Source organism: Allopontixanthobacter confluentis (assembly GCF_009827615.1).
GTDB classification, from domain to species: domain Bacteria; phylum Pseudomonadota; class Alphaproteobacteria; order Sphingomonadales; family Sphingomonadaceae; genus Allopontixanthobacter; species Allopontixanthobacter confluentis.
Genome location: NZ_WTYU01000002.1, coordinates 1,016,755 through 1,034,454, shown reverse-complemented (window position 1 = coordinate 1,034,454; position 17,700 = coordinate 1,016,755). Strand labels below are relative to the sequence as shown.

Annotated in this window: 15 protein-coding genes; 11 read left to right on the top strand and 4 right to left on the bottom strand. The window is 59.9% G+C overall.

Annotated features, from left to right (window positions below):
* Positions 1-10 precede the first annotated feature (10 nt).
* Entirely contained in the window at positions 11-649 is a 639-nt protein-coding gene (locus tag GRI44_RS13225) for a TetR/AcrR family transcriptional regulator (protein WP_160602205.1), read from the top strand.
* Positions 650-980: 331 nt separating this feature from the next.
* On the opposite strand, the gene GRI44_RS14155 is transcribed toward GRI44_RS13225, so the two are convergent.
* The 3 genes from GRI44_RS14155 to GRI44_RS13210 form a co-directional block, all read right to left on the bottom strand.
* Positions 981-1,697: an amidohydrolase family protein gene (locus tag GRI44_RS14155; protein WP_160602204.1), complete on the bottom strand. Its 717-nt coding sequence runs from the start codon at positions 1,695-1,697 to the stop codon at positions 981-983.
* Between the two features lie 68 nt (positions 1,698-1,765).
* Entirely contained in the window at positions 1,766-2,473 is a 708-nt protein-coding gene (locus GRI44_RS13215; protein ID WP_160602203.1) for an amidohydrolase family protein, read from the bottom strand.
* A gap of 56 nt (positions 2,474-2,529) precedes the next feature.
* The gene (locus GRI44_RS13210) at positions 2,530-3,075 is read right to left on the bottom strand and encodes a hypothetical protein (protein ID WP_160602202.1); all 546 of its coding nucleotides are present in this window, start codon (positions 3,073-3,075) and stop codon (positions 2,530-2,532) included.
* A gap of 325 nt (positions 3,076-3,400) precedes the next feature.
* On the opposite strand from GRI44_RS13210, the gene GRI44_RS13205 reads away from it, so the two are divergent.
* From GRI44_RS13205 to GRI44_RS13160, 10 genes are all read left to right on the top strand, one after another.
* A complete protein-coding gene (locus GRI44_RS13205) occupies positions 3,401-4,909 on the top strand; it encodes a hypothetical protein (protein ID WP_160602201.1) in 1,509 nt (502 codons plus the stop codon).
* A gap of 5 nt (positions 4,910-4,914) precedes the next feature.
* Positions 4,915-5,310: a hypothetical protein gene (locus GRI44_RS13200; protein ID WP_160602200.1), complete on the top strand. Its 396-nt coding sequence runs from the start codon at positions 4,915-4,917 to the stop codon at positions 5,308-5,310.
* 14 nt (positions 5,311-5,324) lie between these two features.
* The gene (locus GRI44_RS13195; protein ID WP_160602199.1) at positions 5,325-6,683 is read left to right on the top strand and encodes a hypothetical protein; all 1,359 of its coding nucleotides are present in this window, start codon (positions 5,325-5,327) and stop codon (positions 6,681-6,683) included.
* A complete protein-coding gene (locus GRI44_RS13190; RefSeq protein WP_202386343.1) occupies positions 6,680-7,951 on the top strand; it encodes a serpin family protein in 1,272 nt (423 codons plus the stop codon). Before GRI44_RS13195 ends, GRI44_RS13190 begins: the two co-directional genes overlap by 4 nt.
* Positions 7,948-10,314, top strand: a complete 2,367-nt coding sequence (locus GRI44_RS13185; RefSeq protein WP_160602198.1) for a hypothetical protein — start codon at positions 7,948-7,950, stop codon at positions 10,312-10,314. The genes GRI44_RS13190 and GRI44_RS13185 overlap by 4 nt, the downstream gene beginning before the upstream one ends.
* The gene (locus GRI44_RS13180) at positions 10,314-11,816 is read left to right on the top strand and encodes a hypothetical protein (protein WP_160602197.1); all 1,503 of its coding nucleotides are present in this window, start codon (positions 10,314-10,316) and stop codon (positions 11,814-11,816) included. The genes GRI44_RS13185 and GRI44_RS13180 overlap by 1 nt, the downstream gene beginning before the upstream one ends.
* Positions 11,813-12,511, top strand: coding sequence for a hypothetical protein (locus tag GRI44_RS13175; protein ID WP_160602196.1), 699 nt, complete (start codon positions 11,813-11,815; stop codon positions 12,509-12,511). The genes GRI44_RS13180 and GRI44_RS13175 overlap by 4 nt, the downstream gene beginning before the upstream one ends.
* Before the next feature lie 121 nt (positions 12,512-12,632).
* Positions 12,633-14,432 (top strand): hypothetical protein, encoded by a 1,800-nt coding sequence (locus tag GRI44_RS13170; protein WP_160602195.1) that lies wholly within the window; start codon positions 12,633-12,635, stop codon positions 14,430-14,432.
* A complete protein-coding gene (locus GRI44_RS13165) occupies positions 14,429-15,265 on the top strand; it encodes an META domain-containing protein (protein WP_160602194.1) in 837 nt (278 codons plus the stop codon). The genes GRI44_RS13170 and GRI44_RS13165 overlap by 4 nt, the downstream gene beginning before the upstream one ends.
* The gene (locus tag GRI44_RS13160; protein WP_160602193.1) at positions 15,262-16,095 is read left to right on the top strand and encodes a hypothetical protein; all 834 of its coding nucleotides are present in this window, start codon (positions 15,262-15,264) and stop codon (positions 16,093-16,095) included. The genes GRI44_RS13165 and GRI44_RS13160 overlap by 4 nt, the downstream gene beginning before the upstream one ends.
* A gap of 302 nt (positions 16,096-16,397) precedes the next feature.
* On the opposite strand, the gene GRI44_RS13155 is transcribed toward GRI44_RS13160, so the two are convergent.
* On the bottom strand, positions 16,398-17,621 hold the full coding sequence (locus GRI44_RS13155) for a hypothetical protein (RefSeq protein ID WP_160602192.1): 1,224 nt from the start codon (positions 17,619-17,621) through the stop codon (positions 16,398-16,400).
* Between the last annotated feature and the right edge of the window lie 79 nt (positions 17,622-17,700).

Sequence of the window (17,700 nt, the reverse complement as noted above, 5' to 3'; positions counted from 1 at the left end):
GGAGAAATACATGAATGGATCAATTGATCCAGAAAAACTTAGTGGGCGATCTGGCGGCAATCGAGAGGCCAGAAAATCGACTCTCCTTTCACGTCTCCGCCAAGTGCTGCGTGAAGAGCGCGGTCAGGCGCCTTCGTGGCGCGAATTAGCCAAGGGCGCCGGAGCTTCGCTTTCCACCATCACCCATCACTTCGGCAAGCGGGAGGATGTCGTCGCCGCGATCATGGAGGATGATCTCGCGGGCGCATCTTCGGAACTGGAGATTATGGCGACGGCCGACGAAGATTTTACAACCTCGATCCATGGGGCCGTAGTCCATCTTCTGGACGGTATGCGCTACGGTGGGCTCGACGCTTTATTCTCATCCGGCTTGCGCGAAGGGTTCTCGCATGAGCGTATCGGGCCGCTCTTCCTGACCACGGCGCTGGAACCGACACTCCAAGCTTGCGAAATGCGACTCGCCACTCATGTCGAACGTGGGCAGATGAAAGAAGGCGATCTTCGTATCGCTGCGCTCGGTTTGATTTCGCCGATCGTCTTGAGCGCGTTGCATCAGGCCAAGCTAGGCGGTCACGCGGTGCGTCCGTTGGATCTGGATGAATTCGCAAAGCAGCATGCGGAGCAATTCATTCGAGCATGGTCCGTTTGATACAGATGACGCCTAAAACCGGACAGTCGCAAACCCACCCCAATTGCCGCTGCTCCCGCCACCTTGGTGCGATCCTAAGAGCAGCCGTTGAATTAAAGCCGGCGTCATATCTGGAGATGGGCCGGAATGAGAAAGTCCGGTGTAAGTCGCCGAAATACAAAAAAGCTGCCGTTGGCAAGCAACCCTATGGCGGGCAATCGTTTGGTCTAAGCAATTTCCCAACACGGGATATTTACGTCATATCGCGAGGGTCAGCTGCGCGTTGCGGATCGAGTAATCGCCGAAAGCGCCAGGGACCAGCAGCATTTTCGAAGCACTGCGGCATCCGTGTTCAGGGTCGTGGCGCGCCGCGAGCAACGATTTCGCCGCCCTGCATGACCCAAACGATCGACCGCGTATTGGAAATCAAGCGGCGCGGATCGGCAGACAGTAGCACTAGGTCCGCCCGTCTGCCTTCGGCGATGACACCTACGTCGTCCAGATTTAGCGCCTCTGCCGCATTTGCTCCGGTCATCCGCAAAACTTGGTTCGGCGTAAGACCGGCTTCGACCAGCAATTCGAATTCCTGATGCAACCCTTCGCCGGGCGCGATCCACTCGTTCGTCAGGTCCGTTCCGCTCACCAGCACCACGCCTCCATCAGCCATCCGTCTGATCCAAGAGGACAGCTTCGGCCGAGCTGCTTGCCAACGCCGGTAGTCGTTCTGCGTCCAATTTGCCGTCGCGTCGTCGCACCGTGTCCAATCATCGCGCAGCTCGGGAAAGGATCGCAAGTAGGGATTGCGACGGAAGCGCCCTTCGCTAGGTGGAGATAACTTTCCGTCATAGGCGATCAGCGTGACGTCAACGGAGATACGTTCGCGGGCCAATGCCGCGACGAGATCCTGCTGCGCCGGCGCGTCCGGGTCGAAGGCCTCCAACCAGTCGATCGGCGCCCGAAGCCCGCTGCGGCCCTCGACTGCGCGCCTGTAGGCCGCCCGGCGATCGGGCGGCAGGCTGTAGACGGACCAGTCCACGCTATGCACAAGGTGATCGATGCCGAGGTCCACCCCTTGTGCCCATGTCGTGCGCTGCAGGTGTCCGATTACCGGAATGTCATACCGGTGCGCTTCGTCAATTATCGTCGAACCTGCTCCGGGTTCAGTCGGGCATAGGCCTTTACATAATCTGGTCGATAGGGAAGGGCATCACGCACGACCTGCCGCAGTCCAGCCTCGGTCATTGAGGCATCGTTGATGATTTCAGCCGAGGCCAGCGCACGCGGTCCGCTCACGATCCCGGCATTCAGATCGTCGCGCAGCTTCAGCCCGGCGACAGTCGGTGTCGCAGCGCTCCGGACCGTGGTGATGCCGAAGTCTAGATACCGCGCCAACGCTCGCTCCGACAGATCGCGGTCGAACATGACCGGCCCGTCTCCCAGCGTGCAGCGCGGAAACAGCAAATGCGCGTGCATGTCGATGAATCCGGGCAGCAGGAATCTGCCACGTCCGTCAAGCACCGTGGCATCGGGCGGTGGGGCTCCAGCAGACTTGTCGATGCTCGCAATCCGCCTGTCGCGGATGATGACGCGCGCGTCGTCCATCGCCAAGCCTCCACGGCCATCGAGCACCGTCACGTGGTCAATGATAGTTACGTCGGCAGTAGCGTCGGACCGCCCCGCCGTGCAGGACACCAAGAGGAATGCCAACGACGAGGCGATTAGTGGGAGCCGAAGCATCGTGTTATTCTCCCCCTCCGCATCGGTCAGGGCCGATGGACGCTCCTCACATATGATGTTCGACACCCGCGATTTCGGAGCTTGGTCGGACATCAGATTGTCATACACCAAAAGGTGCCATTCCTCTACCGGCCCAGTTGCGGTCGAATCCGAATGATGGCTCGTTACCTGATTTCTGTCGTTAGTTCGATGGCCACCAAGCGCCAGCCTAACCCATCCCGCTCGAACCGATACGAATTTCCTTCTTGGTCTTTGCGATCGGATGGTGAAGCGATGAATTCACTGATCCCCTTTCGCTCAAACTCCCAATCTTCCGTCGTCTCCATTAATCGAGGCATGACATCGGTCGGCTCTTTAGTCGCAAGTTCTTCAGGCAGTCCGGTAGCAGCTGCGAATTGCCATTCTCCATATGGCTCGACCACAAAAGCGCGAACGGCCCTTGGATCGCACATAGCATCCAGAACAACGCTTTTGGTCAACGGAGGTGGATATGTGTCGACTTGCGGTAGCATCTGCTGCTCGAAAGCTGATCGCACCCTTTCTCGATCGTAAAGCGCAATCAAATTTTCAGGTTCGGTGTTCCAATCGCTCAATTGCGAGATCGCCAGTCGAGGTGACAGGATATACCAGCCTAGGAACAACAGTGCAGTCACCATAATGATCACAGCAGCTATCAGAGATCGAGCAAATCTCATGGTTGATAGGGTCATTCCCGACGCATCGCGCAGGCAATCAATTCGCAAACGCTCACTGGATATTTCTCCAAGCTTTCGGCAGCTTAAGGCAGTTTACGAATTAAAACCAGACGGTCCGTTTCTCACGCCAAGTGCTGTCACTTCAGTCGTTTGCAGCTAATTCAGAAAGCATTCGCAATGCTGCCGCTAAGCCGCTGGTGAAATTGCATGAACGATGAGAGCGGCGACCTCCGTGCATAATTGGGATGTTAGGCTCCGGTTCAGCAATGCTGCGCAATGATACTCTATTACTTTATGGGGTATCGTGTTGTTTCGAAGTATCTTTCTCTCTTGTATCGCTATGGCTTTGCCAGCTTGCGGCGGACCGTCCAACGACGCCGGCGATCGTTACGAGACAATCCTCGAAGCGCCGCCCTACACGCCAATCATGCGGCTTGGTCCTGAGACCTACAATCCAACTCTTGAAGACAGACGCCAGCGTTTTGCCGAAGCGCTTGAACAGCGCCACTTGCCCATATTGCGCCGCTTGAAGAAGGGCGAGATCGGCAATTTCGGCGGCATCGAGTGGCGCTGGGCCGACAGCCCGGAAAACGAAGGCATCGGTACGGTTCGCGGCGTGGCCTATTTCTTGCGCGAACCCACTGCTTCGCTTGCGCGCTACACCGCCGATCCACTGTATAGCGCGCAGACTGCCGGTTTCTCACGCGATGCGCAGGATAGTGTCGTTCGCGATTGGGCGGAGAGTATCGGGACCGAGATCGCATCCCCCGGTTTTGGTAATATGAGCGTGCCTTGGCTAACCCTGTCGATGTCACGCGCGGAATTCGAGATGTTGCAGCAGGAGCGAGGATGGAATCTGCCCGCAAACCTGGCGCTGCAATTCGACCCGCGTGCCGATCCCGACCTGCCATCCGTTTCCGCCGATGCTCGGGCGTCGATCCGCTATTTCGCGCAGCAGGAGAGGCCGTCAGGTCCGGCACCCGACATCGCCACCTTCGATGCCGTGGTTTTGCGCGACGGCTGCTTTTTTGTCGATGGACCGGGCGAAGACGATCCGCTGGCGCTGTTTCCCTTCAATGTTGGCATCTACCGCGACGATGAGGGCTATCTTGCTTTTCGACCGCGCGTCTCGGCGGACCAGCGGCGTTTGAGCCGGGTGGGTACACGCATGCAACTTGGCCATCGCCGGGAAGTGGCCGGTCCTCCCGCAGGTCTGATCGAAGCTTGCGGCCAACACCGCGTAGTCGCCGTCAGTGCGGTCGATCAGGCCGCAGGCTATGGCAATGACTGGTTCGCAGTGCGCGAATATCGCGACCGGGAAGGGATCGGCAGTGCCGAAGCCATGCGCCGTGCCAATGATTGCCTGTTGGCGCAGGATCAGACGATGGCGAACAACCGTCTGCGCGGCACGCGTGACCATCCGACACAGTGCGCAAAGACGTTAGGCATCTGGGGCAATCCGGTGAACCCCCCTCCGCCATCGCCGTTGCCTCCCAGCGCACTGATATCCTTTGCGACCGAGCCGGTCTATCCAGCCGCTCCGCCCAAGAAGCTTGAGCCGACACGCAACGGCGTGTGCCGTTTCGAGGAGCGCGATCCGGCCGAACGTCCCAGCGAGCTGATCGACACCAATCGCGCGTCGAACATGATCTTCTGGGCCGACGAGGGGGCTGCTCTGTGGGATCATCCCAACGGCTTTGTCGATGAAGGCATGGTGGTGCCCGGTTTTCGTATCGTGGCCGAGCGTGAGGGGCTTCCCGATCTATGGATCTTTCCAAATCGGGACGGGCCGATACATCTTTATTCCGGACCGGAGATTTTTGAATGCCGTCAGCCAGCAGACTGGTAGCTGGCTTGGGCGCGTTGCTGCTGGCCGCGTGCCAGAGCGTTCCCGAGAATGCCCGGCCGATCACTATCGCGCGCGAAGCGTTTGCAGGCGAGGCACTCTATCGTGGTTCGCTTGAGCTCGTGGATGGCTGTATCGTGGCAGCGGGCCATCGCCGTGCTTTCACAGCGTTGTTCGATCCCCGTGTCGTGCGCACCGCGAGCGGCGAGGGAATTTTCGAGCCGCCAACCGGCAACACGATCCGCTTCGGTCATCCCATGCAAGGAGGCGGCGGGAATTTGCGCGAAAACGGCAAGGGACGGACGATTTCCGATATCGAGCGTTTCTATGAGGTTAGTATCCCCAGCGGATGCCCGAGAAATAATGTGATGCGCTTACGTAATATGGAGGAGGTTGCCGGATGAGGCCACGACGATCCGTGATTATTGCGACTGCGCTGAGTGCATCTATCTTGCTGGCGAGCTGCGCGGGCCATGACGCTGAAGACAGCCCGTCGAACGCTCAGGGCCCGTTCCGCGCGGAATTCAACGCCGAGGGCTTTGCCACCATTCTCGACGTTCCGCCTGCTGCCTTCGATCCGGAACAGCCCGCGCCTGTGCAGCCGCGCACGCCCGAACAGGACGCTGCTGACGCCGAGTTTATGCGGGTCGCTGACTATCAGAACAGCGTAATGGACGAAGTGCAGGCACTGAGTGAGCGCCTTCGCCGTGCCGAGAAGGACAATTTTGTCGATCTCTATTACGATAACGATGGCGAGCTTGGCGTGGTGTTCCAGTTCCTGCGCGATGGCTCGCAAACTCTACGCCGCTACAGCCGGAACCCGACCTTTCGCGGCGAGACGGTCCGTTGGTCGCAAGACGAACTGATGGCCGCTGCCGAATTCATGTGGGAGACCTTCCGCGAAGAGCGGGTGATCCAGGGGACAGGTATCCGTCCGCAGGAGGTAACTGTCGAAATCATTGTCTCAGAAAGGGAGTTTCGCGAACTCGTCCGGCGCAAAGGTGTGACGATCCCGGAACAGGTAACGCTGGTGTTCCACGCCGCCCCGATGGTTCCGATCAACAACCCGCTCCGCCCAGCGGTGGGCGACGAGGCCGTCCCTGCCGCCGTCGCCCCGCATATCCGCATCTTCCCGCGCCATGATCGTCCTGCGGGCGCGCTCAACGCCATCAACAGCCGTGTCAAACTTGTGCTGAAGAACGGCTGCTTCCGCGCCGCCGACACGGACGATGCGCTGGTCCTGTTCCCGTTTGGCGCGCGCCTTTTTGTCGACAGCGACAATTATCTGGCGTTCGGTTCGGGGCAATCTCCCGGTTATGCGCGGGTCGGAGAGACGGTTATCTTCATGGGATCGATCAACGAAGTCACTGTCCCCGAATTGGTCGAGCCGATCTACGCGGTCTGCGGGCCGGGCAAGGTGATCAAAATTGAAGGTCTCGCGAGCGCTGACGCGAGCGACCGGCAGCAGGCCGTCACGGACAATGCCAATGCCTTGCGGCGATTGCAGAGCGAGTATGGTCTTGGCGAGGCGCAGGCGCGCCGGGCGATGGCATGGCTCGATCGGAGGCAGATGGCGAACCGGCAGGTAACGGAAGATGGCATTGCTTTGCCGCCCATCACCGCCGCGATGACAATCGACATTCCGCCTCGCCCAGTCATTGATGCTTCCGAATGTCCCACCGGGTCGCGTCTCGTATCCGGCCTGTGCCGCACGCCCGAAGGCTATTTAAGGCCACTTCCCGAATGGCTGGCTGAATTCCTGGAGCAAGATCGATGAGAGCGTTCCTGACGATCGTCGGCAGTGCGTTGCTGGCCACCGGATGCACAATTACGCCGCCGCCGACAGTGGCAGACCAAACCGGTCACGCGATCCCCCACGACATTACATCCGGACAGGCGCAGCTTGCGGCGCGGCTCTACCCACGCCTTGCAGCCGCAGCGGAACCTAACGACAATCTGTTTATCTCGCCGCTGTCGCTCAGTGAGGGTCTTGGCCTCGCCCTTCCGGGTGCGCGCGGTCAGACCGAAGCAGAGTTGCGCGCCCTGCTGGGATGGGACGGAGCGAGCCGGCCGGAACTGCTGGTCAGGGACTACGATCGCTTCCTGACCCGCACCGGTGATGACAAGGTGGCGCTGTCGGTGGCCAATGCGCTTTGGCTATCCGATGACCTTGCTTTCCTGCCCCAATATCTGCGCACAGTGCAGGACGGCTTTGGTGCCACCCCGCGCGCAGTCGATTTCGGCGGAAACCCCGCAGGTTCTGCTGATACCATCAATGGCTGGGTAAGCGAGCAGACGCGAGAGCGGATTACCGAAATTGTCGATGCCAGCGGGTTCAATGATTCCACCGCGGCAGTGCTGACCAATGCGGTGTGGTTCAAGGCTGACTGGAGCGTGCCGTTTGAGGATGGCTCCACTGGCGAATTTACCCGCGGCGACGGATCGAAGATGCAGATTTACATGATGGAACGCGTCGCGCCGATGGCCTTTCGCGAGACGCGCGACGGACAGGCAGTCGCGCTCCCTTATGGCGAAGATGGCCGCTTTGTTATGGAAGTGTTTCTGCCGAAGGACATGGAAACACTACACCGATGGGAGCGTGATGTAGCCGCCCTCTCGTTCAATCTTGCCGTGCAGGGCAGCGATGGGAAATTCGATCTGGGTGCGGCAGAAGAACGGGAAATTCTGCTGCGCCTGCCGCGCTTCCAAGCACGCTTCGATGGCAGCGTGAAAGAGGCTCTGATTGCCGCCGGGATGCCGTGTGCCTTCAGTGAAAGCTGCGCGGACTTTTCCGGCATGTCCAACGCGCCGCTGAAGATCGACGATGTCGCCCACGCCACCTTCCTGCGCGTGGACGAAGAAGGGACCGAGGCTGCTGCGGCGACGGCGGTAAAAATCGTCGTGACCGGCTCGCGGATAGTGCCGGACGTGCCAAGGATGATCATCGATCGACCGTTCCTACTTACCATCCGCGACCGTGCCAGCGGCGCATTGATTTTCTTCGGTCGTATCGCTGACCCAACTCCCGTGGAGAGAACTCAATGAAACGCCTGCTCATCGCTGCCAGCCTTATTGTGCTGGTTTCCGCTGCCTCCGCCACTGCCCAAGATGAACGACCGCTCTCCGAAACCTGCCCCGATCTGACGGCAGAAGAGATCGAGGCTATCGAGAACTACCAGGGTCAGTTCAGCGAGAATGCCTGGTACGCCCGCGCCTATTGCGTCAGCGTGGAGGAAGCCGAGAGGCGAATGGAAATCCAGAACCGGGGAGCTATCGGCCCGCGAACCGAGCCGGGCCCCGCTCCACTGCCGCCTGCACCCGACGCCGATCTTGGCACCCTGCAAGCCACATTGCGCGAAAAGGAAGCGGACACCTTCGCTGGCCTCTGGATTCAGCACGAACCAACCTACGGAGTTGCAGTTGCGTTCACTCGAAATGCCGCGGCAACGTTGGGGCGATACACTTCGGATCCGCTCTTTACTCCGGTCGAACGATCTGGTCCCACCTTGATAGAACTTCGCGCAACGCAGGACCGGATCGTGAAAGATCTTATCCGGCTCGGCTTTGCCTGGAACGGTGCAGGTGCGAGCGAGATAACGGGCAAGGTCGAGATTGATCTGGCACAGAGCGCCGGGCCGATCCGCGAAGCCGCTGCGCGAGGCGAGATCGACATTCCCGATTACGTCGTGTTCAAGGAACCTGCACCTTTCCCTATCGCCGCGCCGCCGGTCCCATCTGGTGACACCCGTGTCAGGAGCTTCCCGCAATTTGCACGCCGTACGGATGGAGGAATAAGCACGCTGGTAGGTGTGCCAGACGTACCCGCGCGGCTGACATTGCGCGACGGATGCCTTTGGCTCGAACCTGAGGGCGAGGAGCCGAAAATCGCGGTCTGGGAGCAGCATGAGGCGATCGACCTCACAGATCCGGAGCGCGTCGCGATAATGAACCGTTTTTCCGGAGCGAAGGTCGTCGCTGATAGCGATGTCGTGCTGATGGGACTTCAACCGGGCGAAGTGACACCGCCCACCGATGTGATCGGCTCCGAGGGCTGCCCCGGCCCCTATCGGGTCGTACGCGGTATCGTGCCGCGCGAGTTGTGGGACGCCCAGCGGCGCGAGTCAGGGATTGCAGGCCGTCAGCAGGAATTGGGCAGTCGCGCTGCCGCCGAGGCCGACTATACCGCCGACATGGCGCGGGTTGCGGAGCTGCGCGCATGGCGCGGCGGCATCCTGCCGGAGCGCGGCGATGTGGTGGCCCAGATCTACATCGACGAGAATAAGGGCACTGCCCATATGTTCCACACTGGTGCCGCGACGCGCGAGCAACTGGTTCCTTCCGCGCTGCGACCATTCGTCACTGCGCAAATCGTGCCTCAGGGCGGCCGTGCTCTTAGCCGCGCGCGCGATGACATCGCCGCTCAAATGGCACAGGCCAGTCTGACCGGTGATATTTATGTTGAACCAATAGGCGGTTATGTCGGAGTGCGTGTCAGTGACCTTGCGTCGTTCTCGCAGGCTGCGGTCGAGGGCAGACTGGTCATCCCGCCGTTTGTCCGTCTGGAAATGGACAACCAGAGTGCGGTATACCGGCAGGATATTGCGCTGCGCCGCGATCCGGAGGCGATCTGGTATCCGCTGGAGGCGCATCCTGATTTCGCCGCGATCCGCGCGCTCGTGGCAGAGACCCCGATCATGCGTCCCGAACCGCCTCGACCCGGCGAGATCGAAGGTCGCTTGATAGCGCAAAAGCCGTCGCCGGCAGGATCGTTGCAACAGACGCATTTCTTGATCGCCTTTGGCCGGAGCTTGCGCGAAATCGAGGCATTGCGGGCCGCCGGCTTCGATCCGATCACGGCGCAGGAGGATATGAATGGTCGCCAGACGGTCCAGACGCGCGCGCTGGTCGCCAGCGACATAGTGGTGGCCGAATCTGTGGGTATCGACATTGCCGACAGCGGCTCGGACGGCTTTTCCTCCTCGGTGCGCTGGCGGGTTGTCGAGGTGCTCAAAGGCTCCGCATCGGTGGGCGGAGAGTTGCGCCAGCGCCTTGCTTCAGGAGAGCGAACCGATGAAGCAGGCGTAACCCGCTACGGTCAAGGGATGGACGAGCCAGTCCTTCTCCCCGGCCTTCCGAATGCACTCGAACCCGGCTCACGCTGGGTGCTGCACCTCAGCGACGCCCTTTATCGGCATATGTCTTTTGTCCAGGGCGGAGAGGGCGCGGCACGTACAGAAGGCAAATGGCTTGTGGCGACATCGACCCCGCCCGCGCGCCTGGATGCCGATGATATTGCCCGGCCGGTCTCGCTCTATCCCGAACCGATGTCACTGGTTGATCTGCGCGAGGCCATCGCGCCAATCCAGACAGCACTGGTTTCGGCAGGTCTTGTAGAAGGAGCGCAATAATGCGCCTTGTCTTGCCTTTGGTGGCGGCCACCGCGCTGTTCGCCGTGTCTCCTGCAGCCGCCTGTCTCTATACGCAGGCACCTGAACCAGTCGGTCCGGCCTCTGCCCCGTTCTTTGCCATGAAGATGATGCAGGCCGCCGCCACGGCCGACATTGCGGTCGCGGGCGAAACGCGAACAGCATTCGGCAGCGACCCGCAGTGGGGAATTTCTTCCACGACCTTTTACGTGATCGATCGGCTCAAGGGCCAGTCGCCGGATCGCTTCACATTGTTGGTGGGAGCGGCTGATGTGAACAGCCGGGATGTCGAGGCGATGCACTGGGTGGACGCAAAAGGCAGGGTGACACCGTATCCCTATCCGGTCGAAGCGCAATATGCGGTTGGCGGCACGCGCCAGTTGACCAGCTGCTTTCCCGGCACGCTGTCGGTACGGGCCGGAGAGTCCTACCTCGTTTATCGCGATGCCGAAGGCAGACTGCTAGGCCGCTTCGCTTTATATGAGGACCTGGAAACAGCAGTCTTCCCACTGGTCCGGGCGGGCTTAGGAACGCGTGAAGGCTGGGCGGCGATGATTTTGGCGCCCGTAGCGGACGAGACGGCTGTCCGCAATTCTGCCCCTGCCATCCGCTCGGACCGCACGCGAGTGTATTTCCCGACCCCACTGACTTTGCGCGCCGCACAGCGCTGGCTCCGCGAGCGAGACTTGCTGCCGTATGCGGTGCGGGTCACGGATGGCGAGATGCTGGATGAAACAACCATTGCGCCTGAGCAGGCTTCGGCCAGCCTCGTTGAGCGTGCTCTGGCCGATGCGCGCGAGAATGAACCAGGCGGGCCACTACAAACTCTTGCTCGCGCCATGGCGGCTGTTCTCAACGCAGCAACCCTAGAAAGCGACGGGTTACTCCGGCGCCATGCTTTCTTGGTCGCGGATGCAGCAAGGCGCTCTCAGGTTCAGACTGGTGAATGGCTGGTGGCGGGGTTCGACCTGACCGGCTCGCCCGCTGCCATAGGGCGACTGCGAGGCCAGTCGGGCGATGCGACGATAATCGACCCCTTTCTGACCACACGTGTGGTTACGGCCGACTTCTCCGACGCAGCCCGAACGGCAGTGCAGAACGAGGCATCTTGGCAGGAAACGTCAGACAGCCTCCTCGCGCGCCTCTCGGCCGTCGCCGAAGGCCGGCCGGTTCCCGACGCTGTCGCCAAGCCGCCGGAACCCGAGCCCGATCCTTTTTCTTACACCGACTGCATCCGCTTCGGCCGGGAAGAGTCTGCGCTTCTTGCGAACCTGCCCGAGGTGGGGCGGATGGGCGACTTGCAAATCTTCGGTGATCCCGATGCCGCTCAATGCCGCTCGGCGAACGGCACGCTGAGCTGCAGCCTTGCGCCGAGCACCTCGGTGCGTGTGATCTGGGCAGGATGGGAAGGCGGCTTTCACGTTAATCCGCGCGGCGTGACACTGACGGCAAACGGCGATGGACTGCAATGCGGCGGGGGTTGATTCTTGCGGTGCTTTTGATGCTGGCAGGCTGCGCGGAGCCAACCCATATCACCGTGCCGGAACCGGACGTTCGGCCAAGCAGCGGAATTTCCCTCGACGGATTTAGCTTCTACTTCCCGGTCGGTCTTACTTTCGAGGGTGCAACAGAAAACTGTCCGAATAAAGCCAGCGAGTGTCCACTCGGCGATGACAGCACTCATGCGGTGTGGCGCTCGGGTGATCTCAGGTTCGACTATGTGCTCGACCCATTCGGCAAAGCTTTGGAGAACGACCAATGGGGCGATCCAGTCACGATCAACGGCAGGCCGGCTTTCCGGAAACTTCTGGAGGATGGCGGCACGCGCTATCTGATTACAAATCACTATGCCGGAGCGGAAAGCGCGGCAATCGCTATCTGGCATCAGCCGGAAGAACCGTTGTTCTGGGGCACCTGCCGCTCTGACGAAGATTGCGAGGCAGTGCTGCAAACGCTCGCCAGTGTAGCGATGCGCAGCGCCGAGCAGGAATGCGCGTTGATGTTCCCGCAACCTCCGCGAGAATGGGTGCCGCCGCCCGGCTATCGTGAGGACGCATCAGTCATCCCGCCTCCGCCCGCGCCAGTCAGGGAAGCTGGTCCGCCTGCTCCGCCTCCACCACCCGCACCGCGTCCGGCGGATGCAGACAAAATTTGCAAGGATCACCTTGATGAAACCTGACCATCTGATCGCAGCGCTAGCTTGCGTTGCTATGCTGACAGGGTGCAACAGTTTGTCGGAACCGACCAGCGGAACTGCAGGGTCCATACCTGTCCCGCCGCCTCCCGGCCAACTTGCGCCGATGACCGATGCGGTCAAAGCACTTTATGGAGAATGGCAACCACTATCGGGGCCGGGCATATCGCAAGATTACCGGCTGACCATCTGGAGCCCAATGTTTTCATGGGGAGCAGGATGCACGTTCTCGCAGGGGCAGCTTAGCGATCTTGGCGATGATCGCTACGGCGTTGAACCCATGGGTGGCGCTCCGCTCAACTGCCGCGAGGTAGATGCTATTGCGCCGTTTGACGGGGAGGAGGTGCGGATCGTCAAGCTTACCGCTGCTACCGTCAGGGTCGAGCGTGGCAATGACGTCTGGATGTTCGAGAAGGTCGATACTGCTGCCACTATTCCGCGCGATGATTTTATCCGCGGTGACTGGCTGCTGGCCGACTCCCGTGGCCGGCCTTACCGAGGGGACGAACTGACGCGCGTGTCCTTTGGTCCTGAATACAGCGTCAAGGCCGCAAACTGCAGCTTCGCAGCTAATGGCTGGTTTGGCGACCGCGACGGCGAAGTACGAGTTGGCGGTTCCTATTACCGTCTTAGCGAGCCTTGCCGTGTGCGCTCACTTGGAGATCGCATGGCGAAAATTGGCGCTGGCGTGACCATGATTGCCGAACCTGTCGAAACGCGCATCGCTGTGCGGATTGGTGCGCAACGCGCAACACTGGTCCCGGCCGCGCGCTTCCCTGGACTTGCGCCCGACGCCGTGGCAATCGATCCGCATCCGTGGTCGGTCGAACTCGCCGAAGTCGCCGCGCGAATGACGCCGGAACAACGCAGCGGTCTGGCGTTGCGGGCCATTGGTATCGGCGGCGAAGGATTGCCAGGCGTGGAGGGCCCCGCCGACCCTCGCGCCTTGTCTTTCGCGGGGATCTCGGCCTGGCATTACGCGCAGGCGCAAGCGGCCGGGCTTTTGCCCGCGCCAAGCGAAGCCATGCTCAGCTTGGCGGAAAACTTTGCTATCGCGCCCATCGTCGTACGCGCGGAGCTCGAAGGCATCCGACCGGCCGATCGCGGCGACGGGCTGTCGCTTGATTACCTGTACCGCGTGCGCGAGCGCTGGCGCGGCGGAAATCGCACTGGCGACTTGCTCATCGTGAGAATGCCGTCGCAGGAAGACAAGAGCCGCTCGCTGGTCATCACCCCGGAACCGGGTGCCGAAGTGCTGTTGCTGGCAAGCCGCACCGGCTATCTTGCGCGCAGCCTCATGGAAGGCAATCCGCCTTCCGCCGACACCCGGATCGTGCAGATGACCTTGCCCCTGATGCGGATCGAAGACGGCAAGCTGGTCGAGGCCATTAAGGACGCCGATGTATTGGGCGCGGCGCAATTTGCCGGAACCCCGATCGAGGACGCGCGCGCCCTGGCCTTAACAATTGATGGGCGCTTGACGGAAATTGCCCCGTCGCGCCCTTCCGACATTTTCGGTAATCCCACCGTACGGCGCTATTTCATAACCCGTATCGGCGACCGCAAGCTGACCGACCCAACCCGCCTGTGGCTCGATTATGACGGCACCACCAATTTCGGCAATCCGAATGGCTATGGAGGCGTAACAGCCTATTTCGATGGCTGCACGCCTGTCTCACGGCAGACCAACCTTGGCAACGACGTCTGGGGCGCGAGTGCGATCGCCTGCCCTGGCAATTTGCAGGACGGTTCTCCTGTTACCGAATTAGCTGTCGGCGAGGTAGTACGCTGGATCAATGCCAACTTATTCCCCGACGTCATCTGCGTGAGCACGTGTCCCGTCGATCCTGACTACAGCGTGCCGCTCCCCGGTGGCGACGTCGTCCTGAAGCCGCTGCTGCGATGAATTACACGGTTCTCCTGTTCGTTGTGGGCCTGTTGGCCTGCAATCTGCCTTCCGCGGAAAAGACGAGTGACACATCTGCTGATAGTTCGGCTCAAACTGTGCCTGCGATGGCCGAGATCGAGGGACATTGGCTTATCGAGGCTATTGACGGGGAAACCTTGCCGGCAGCCAACCCGGCACCCTATCTGGTGATATCGCGCGATGCGGCCGGGGGCTCGATCGGCTGCAACGCCTTTGGCGGCACCGCGCTATATGCCGATGGGCGCATCGCGGTGCATAGCTGGGGCGGCGATGCCATGAGGTGCCCGGGCCGCATGGATGAATGGGAAGCGGCGATTGCCGAGCTGTTCCACGCCAATCCGCACACGCGCCTGTCCGGGGAGACATTGCGCCTGCGCTCGCGCGACCATGTGATCGAACTAGCCCGTATGGACAAGCAGATAGAGCAAATCCGTTCACCCGCTCCCATGCGTATTCCGGTTGCAGAGCCGCCAGATCAGGCGCTGGCTAACACGCGCTGGGTCATCCGCGCTATCAACGGTGAAACGGCTAGTGCCAGCCCGACAGACAGGCACCTGCGGTTCGGCCAAGACACATGGCAAGGCCTGGCTTCATGCGCCACTTTGTTCGGGACTTATGCGATTGATGACAGGCGCATAATTGTTGGTAATGAAATTTCCAGTACCGAGCAGCTATGCCCAGCCGAGTATGTTGTTCTCGACGATGCGCTTGCAGACCTCATGCGTTCGGACCCGCACTACCTCGTGGGCCCGAACGGAGAACTCATTATCGCAGGTGGCGGCCATGTACTGACGGGTGAGCAATCGCGATGAAGAACCTCGCCCCGCTGTTGCTCGCCGGTACCGCCGCCACTGCCTGTTCGCAAACAATGCCTGAGCAACCGCTCTGTGCGTTCGACGAGAATGGAACGATCATCACCGAAGTTGGAAATGACACCGCCGCATGTGTGGAGCCGGCCCCAATCCCGAATGGCGCATCACAGGAAAGCACGGGCCGCCTCACCATACTGGAAGCGCCGCTATCTGCACCCTTCTTCGACCTCGACAAGCAATGGCCGCCGGATCCGGCTAATGTGGAGCCGGAACTCGTTCGTCCTGCGGTCCCGCCAGAGCTTTCGTATTATATCAGAGCGTTCCCGCAGGATGACGAGCCGGCGGGAGATGTCCTTTCCCTCGGAAGCGAGCATGCCATCGTTTTGCGCGACGGCTGCTTTTTCCTGGACCGCGAGGGTCATAACGATCCACTGGTGCAGTTTCCCTACGGCATCGCTTTGGAAATCGATAAGCTAGGTTATCTGGCATTCGGCTCACGGTACGAGCCGACTACGATGGGTAGCGTTCGGGTGGGCCTTTTGGCTGAAACCGGCTGGTACACGGAACCTTTCGATGCGCCGCCTGAACTTGCCGCAGTTTGCGGCCAGCACAAGGTAGTTGGTGTCACAACTGTCAGCAATCCCTTCGCTTGGCCAGAACGCTTTAATCCAGCCTTGCGGCGCTATGGCGAGCGCAGCGACGCGACCAACTCGCAAATACTGGAACGCGCAAACAGCTGCGCCATTAGCCGCGCGCAGCAGGAGGCCGACCGTCGCCTGCGCAGTCCGAACCTTGAACCAGTCGACTGCAATCACTTTTGGGGCTTTTGATCGAGAGGAAAAGCGCGTGCCCATACCGACTAGGAGGGTCCGGTAGAAAATGGCAAAGTACGAAGCGTTGTCCCTCTAATTAGCAACGCATTGTTGAGTTGCTTCCTGCAGACAGATATCTGGTTTTTAGCGATCAAAGCTAAGCTTCGCATGACCGATACTGCCTCGCAATGCTCCCGCGATTTGATGCCCGAAAAAGCTATCCCGTCGGCGAGCTAACGATTTGATCCGAAAACCGAAAAAATTGCCTTTTAATGGTTGAGCCCGCAAGAGAGCCCGCAGCGCAACCATTATAGGAGCGCTCATTCGAAGCGCAGGTTCTCTCTCCTCCTTATGAAGCAGCGCCCTTTGTAGGAAACGAACGAATCGTAGAATGGATAGTCTTTCACTCCCTCTTTTTCCTGCGTTTCCACGCCCTCCCAAAACTCTTCTTCGTCATCCACTCCAACGTCATCGATGTGGGACTCGACCTCTGTGTTGAGGTTACCGACGAAGGCAATCGAGTCTGGAAGATGCACGACAGAATCGAGGTAGAGGCGGATGCTATCAACAGTTTCAACGCCGTCTGGAAGTTCGACATATCCATCGTACGAAGCGTCTATTTCGCCCACTTTTCTCAAGCTGCCGGGTAGAGTCAAAGCAGGGTGATCGGAGACATCGATCGTTGCGATACTCATGACCCCTTCGGGGATCTCGATCCCAGCGTTACGTTCCAATTGGACCTTGCCAATTTTCATCAATCCCGTCGGAAACGCCGCAAAGGTGGGCCACTGCATGTAATACTCTTCAACGAATTCAGCAGTGCATAATGCCTGCTTCTCTGTTGCTTCCGCCCGGCCGGGCGGATTTGGCAGCGGCAATGGTTCAGGAGCGTTCGTTTCCAACCACAAAGCAAGACGTTCGACTGCCCATCCGTGTTCCGGCGGGTTATCCTCGTCGATCTCGTCGGGGTTCTCACGCTGCCGATAGTCTTTACCTAAATATGCGAGCAGGTTGAGGGAAGCCCATTCCGACCAGATGGACCAGCTCGTCCCGCGCACCCTCGGATAGTGCCAGCTTGAGTAGTTTATGGCAGCCCATTCGGCGCTTGCGTAGAATCCCTTTGGCGCGAACCAGCCCGCCCAAGCGGCGAGACCGTCCTTATAGATCTGTGTCCACACCTTCTCATCGATATATCCTGACATATAATCCGCGGTTGCTACGATTGCTCTCCGGGGTCTTTCATCAGTTGGAAAAGACTTCTCGAAACTCTCCAGCGCCTTCCTGGCACAGTCGTTGATGAAACCTGTCAGGCGTTCCCTCACATCGGTGTCAGCCTGAGCAACGCGAGCTACAGGGACCAGTAGTTGTCGGACATTCAGAGGGTGTTGGAGAAATGGCAAAGCATCGCGCATTGTAAGGCGCTTCTTGGTTGCGCCTTCGCAGGCCTCGAGCAGCGCAGGGCGGACATCTGCTTGATAATAATCGCACAAATCCAAGCTATCGAGCTTTGCGATGGAAAGTGAGAACTTCTGCTTGGTTGGCATCCGCTGTGGACCTTTCGCGTTAAAGCTGCACAATCAGAGCAGACGGATCGACCACATATCAATAGTCAAAATCTTGTCT

Coding starts and splice junctions, on each gene's coding strand:
- GRI44_RS13190 (WP_202386343.1), top strand. CDS start 6,680: ATGAGAGCGTTCCTGACGATCGTCGGCAGTGCGTTGCTGGCCACCGGA.
- GRI44_RS13180 (WP_160602197.1), top strand. CDS start 10,314: ATGCGCCTTGTCTTGCCTTTGGTGGCGGCCACCGCGCTGTTCGCCGTG.
- GRI44_RS13205 (WP_160602201.1), top strand. CDS start 3,401: ATGGCTTTGCCAGCTTGCGGCGGACCGTCCAACGACGCCGGCGATCGT.
- GRI44_RS13160 (WP_160602193.1), top strand. CDS start 15,262: ATGAAGAACCTCGCCCCGCTGTTGCTCGCCGGTACCGCCGCCACTGCC.
- GRI44_RS13165 (WP_160602194.1), top strand. CDS start 14,429: ATGAATTACACGGTTCTCCTGTTCGTTGTGGGCCTGTTGGCCTGCAAT.
- GRI44_RS13170 (WP_160602195.1), top strand. CDS start 12,633: ATGACCGATGCGGTCAAAGCACTTTATGGAGAATGGCAACCACTATCG.
- GRI44_RS13185 (WP_160602198.1), top strand. CDS start 7,948: ATGAAACGCCTGCTCATCGCTGCCAGCCTTATTGTGCTGGTTTCCGCT.
- GRI44_RS13225 (WP_160602205.1), top strand. CDS start 11: ATGAATGGATCAATTGATCCAGAAAAACTTAGTGGGCGATCTGGCGGC.
- GRI44_RS13155 (WP_160602192.1), bottom strand. CDS start 17,621: ATGCCAACCAAGCAGAAGTTCTCACTTTCCATCGCAAAGCTCGATAGC.
- GRI44_RS13210 (WP_160602202.1), bottom strand. CDS start 3,075: ATGACCCTATCAACCATGAGATTTGCTCGATCTCTGATAGCTGCTGTG.